General features: G+C 65.4%; 3 protein-coding genes and 1 pseudogene. All 4 read left to right on the top strand.

Annotation, left to right across the window (positions count from 1 at the left end; all coding sequences use genetic code 11):
- Positions 1–316 (top strand): annotated as a pseudogene (locus EOD15_RS31935) (sugar ABC transporter ATP-binding protein); the annotation flags it as partial.
- A gap of 9 nt (positions 317–325) precedes the next feature.
- Entirely contained in the window at positions 326–1,294 is a 969-nt protein-coding gene (locus EOD15_RS31930; protein ID WP_127323099.1) for an ABC transporter permease, read from the top strand.
- Positions 1,291–2,166: a MurR/RpiR family transcriptional regulator gene (locus EOD15_RS31925; protein ID WP_127409189.1), complete on the top strand. Its 876-nt coding sequence runs from the start codon at positions 1,291–1,293 to the stop codon at positions 2,164–2,166. The genes EOD15_RS31930 and EOD15_RS31925 overlap by 4 nt, the downstream gene beginning before the upstream one ends.
- On the top strand, positions 2,163–2,922 hold a 760-nt coding region (locus tag EOD15_RS31920), incomplete at its 3' end, for a PfkB family carbohydrate kinase (RefSeq protein WP_127409188.1). The genes EOD15_RS31925 and EOD15_RS31920, both read left to right, overlap by 4 nt.

The raw sequence follows: 2,922 nt of genomic DNA, 5'->3' as shown, positions 1-2,922 counted from the left end.
GCAGAAGGCGATCATCGGCCGCTGGCTGGCCGCGGGAACGCGCATCCTCTTGTTCGACGAACCGACACGCGGCATCGATGTCGGCGCCAAGGCGGAGATCTATCATCTGATCGAGGAACTCGCCGCCGAGGGCCATGCCGTGATCGTCGTCTCCTCCGAACTCCCCGAAGTGATCCGGCTTGCCGACCGCGTGCTGGTCATGCGCGACGGCACGATCGCGGCCGAACTCCACAGAGACGATATCAGCGAACAGGCGATCGCGGCGCACGCCATCCCGCAAACGCAAACGCCGGCCGCGCAACAGGCAAGGCAGTAGGTGACGGATATGTCGGATACCACTCTGGTGCGGCCACGCGCCGAATTCCTGCGCGGGGTTTCCATGCGCGACGCCGGCACGCTGATCGGCCTTGTCGTGATCCTGGCCGTATTCGGCGCGCTGGTGCCCGGCTTCTTCGCCGAGCGTAACCTGATCAACATCCTGCAGCAGTCGAGCATCAATGCCTGTCTCGCACTCGGCATGACGCTGGTCATCATCTCCGGCGGCATCGACCTGTCGGTCGGGCCGACGGCGGCACTCTCGGCCGTCATCTCGGCCTCTATGATGGTCGCCGGCGTGCCGTTTCCGCTGGCCATCGCCGCCGGCTTCGCCATTGGCCTTGCCTGCGGCCTCGTCAACGGCGTGCTCGTTGCCTATGTCGGGCTGCAGCCCTTCATCGTCACGTTGGGAACGCTCAGCACCTATCGGGCGCTGGCGCTGATCTACACCGGCGGCAATCCGGTCCTCGGCCTGCCCGCCGACTTTCGCGCCATCTTCAACGGATCGCTGTTTGGACTGCCTCTGGCGGTCATCATCGTCGCCTGCGTGGCTGTCGTCGCCTGGGTCGTTTTGAAGAAGACGCCCTTCGGCGAATATCTGCTTGCCGTCGGCGGCAACGAGGAGGCGGCCTACATCGCCGGCGTGCCGATTGCCCGCACCAAGATCGCCGCCTACATGATCTCAGGCCTGCTGGCGGCGCTTGCCGCGCAGATCCTGATCGGCCGGCTCGGCGCCGCCGAGCCCATCCTCGGCAATCTCTGGGAACTCGACGCCATCGCGGCTGCCGCCATCGGCGGCGCCTCGCTGATGGGCGGCAAGGGCAGCATCGTCGGCACCATATTGGGCGCCGTCATCCTCGGCGCCATGCGCAACGGTTTGACGCTGATGAACGTGCAGTCCTTCTATCAGCTTCTGGCAACTGGTCTTATAATCCTCGCCGCGATGCTTATCGATCGTGTGACGAGGGGGCGTGGATGACCTTGAGCGGGCTGGACCTGAAAGCGGTAGGACCGCGCATCCGCATGATGATGCCGCATCTCACCCCGCTGGAGGCGAAGGTTGTGGAAACCGTCTTCGGCCGGCGCGGCTTCGACGAGAGCATTCCGCTGAAGCAGATCGCCGAGGAGTCCGGCGTGTCCGAGGCGATGGTGGTCAAGATCGCCAAGAAGCTCGGCTTTTCCGGCTATCGCGACTTCCGCACCGCCGTCTATGAATACAGTCGCCTGCCGACCGCCGAGATGCACCAGGAACTGTCATCCGACGACAGTTCGGCCGAGATCGTGCAAAAAGTGTTTCGCACCTCCATCCAGGCGCTGGAGGAGACGCTGGCGATCCTCGACATCGAGGATTTCGACCGCGCCGCCGAGCTGCTCTTCCGTGCCAAGAACCGGGATTTTTATGGCGTCGGCGGCTCGGCGCAGATCGCCCGCGATGTCTCGCACAAGTTTCTGCGCATCGGCATCCGCGCATCCGTCTATGACGATTCGCATATGATGCTGATGTCGGCCTCGCTGCTCGGCGGCGACGACATCGCCGTCGGCTTTTCGCATTCGGGCAACACGTCGGCCGTCATCGACGCCATCCAGCTGGCCCGCAAGAACGGTGCCCGCACGCTGGCCATCACCAATTACGACAACTCGCCGCTGGCTGCGGTCGCCGACATCGTGCTTTGCTCGACCGCGCAAGGCTCGCCGCTGATGGGCGAGAACGCAGCGGCCCGCATTGCCCAGCTCAACATCCTCGGCGCGCTGTTCGTGGCGGTGGCGCAGCGCGATTATCAGGCGGCGGAGCGCAACCTCGGCCGCACCATGTCCGCGGTGACATCGAAACGAAAAGACCGGGGCTCATGACGACATCGCCGCTGGTCACCGTGTTCGGCAGCTTGCACTACGACATCATGGTCGACGCGCCCGATCGCCCGCGCAAGGGCGAGACGGTGACCGGCCATGCCTGGCACCCGAAATGCGGCGGCAAGGGCGGCAATCAGGCTGTCTCGGCGGCGCGGGCCGGCGTGCGCGCGGCGATGATCGGCGCCGTCGGCGACGATGATTTCGGGCGGGCGTTGCTGGCCAATCTCGATCGCGCGGTGGTCGACCACCGCTTCGTGCGGGTGGCCGCTGGCGCCGGCTCCGGCATGAGCGTGGCGATCTTCGACGCGGGCGGCGACTATGGCGCGGTGATCGTCTCAGGCAGCAATCTGACACTGGGCCATGCCGACATTGCCTCTGCTTCCGATGTGATGGCGCAGACGGCAGTGCTTTTGTTACAGAACGAAGTGCCGGAAGCCGGCAACATTGCCGCCGCACGCGCCGTCAAAGCACGGCGCGGCCGCGTCGTGCTCAACGCGGCCCCCGCGCGCAAACTCTCCGACGAGTTGATCGCGCTCGTCGACATATTGGTGGTCAACGCAATCGAGGCGGAATTCCTGGCTGGCACAGCAGTGGTCGAGACGCTGGACGGGGCCGCGCAAGCCGCACGGCTATTGGCCGATCTTTATCCGGTGGCAATTGTCACGGCGGGCGGCGAGGGCGTCGCCTGTTGCGATCGGAGCGGCGAGGCCTTTGCTCTGTCCGCCATCCCGGTCAGGGTCGCCAGCACGCATGGCG

The organism is Mesorhizobium sp. M7A.T.Ca.US.000.02.2.1 (genome assembly GCF_003996995.1).
GTDB lineage: Bacteria > Pseudomonadota > Alphaproteobacteria > Rhizobiales > Rhizobiaceae > Mesorhizobium.
Note: the sequence above shows the minus strand (reverse complement) of the source record. Positions and strands in the feature narration are given on the sequence as shown.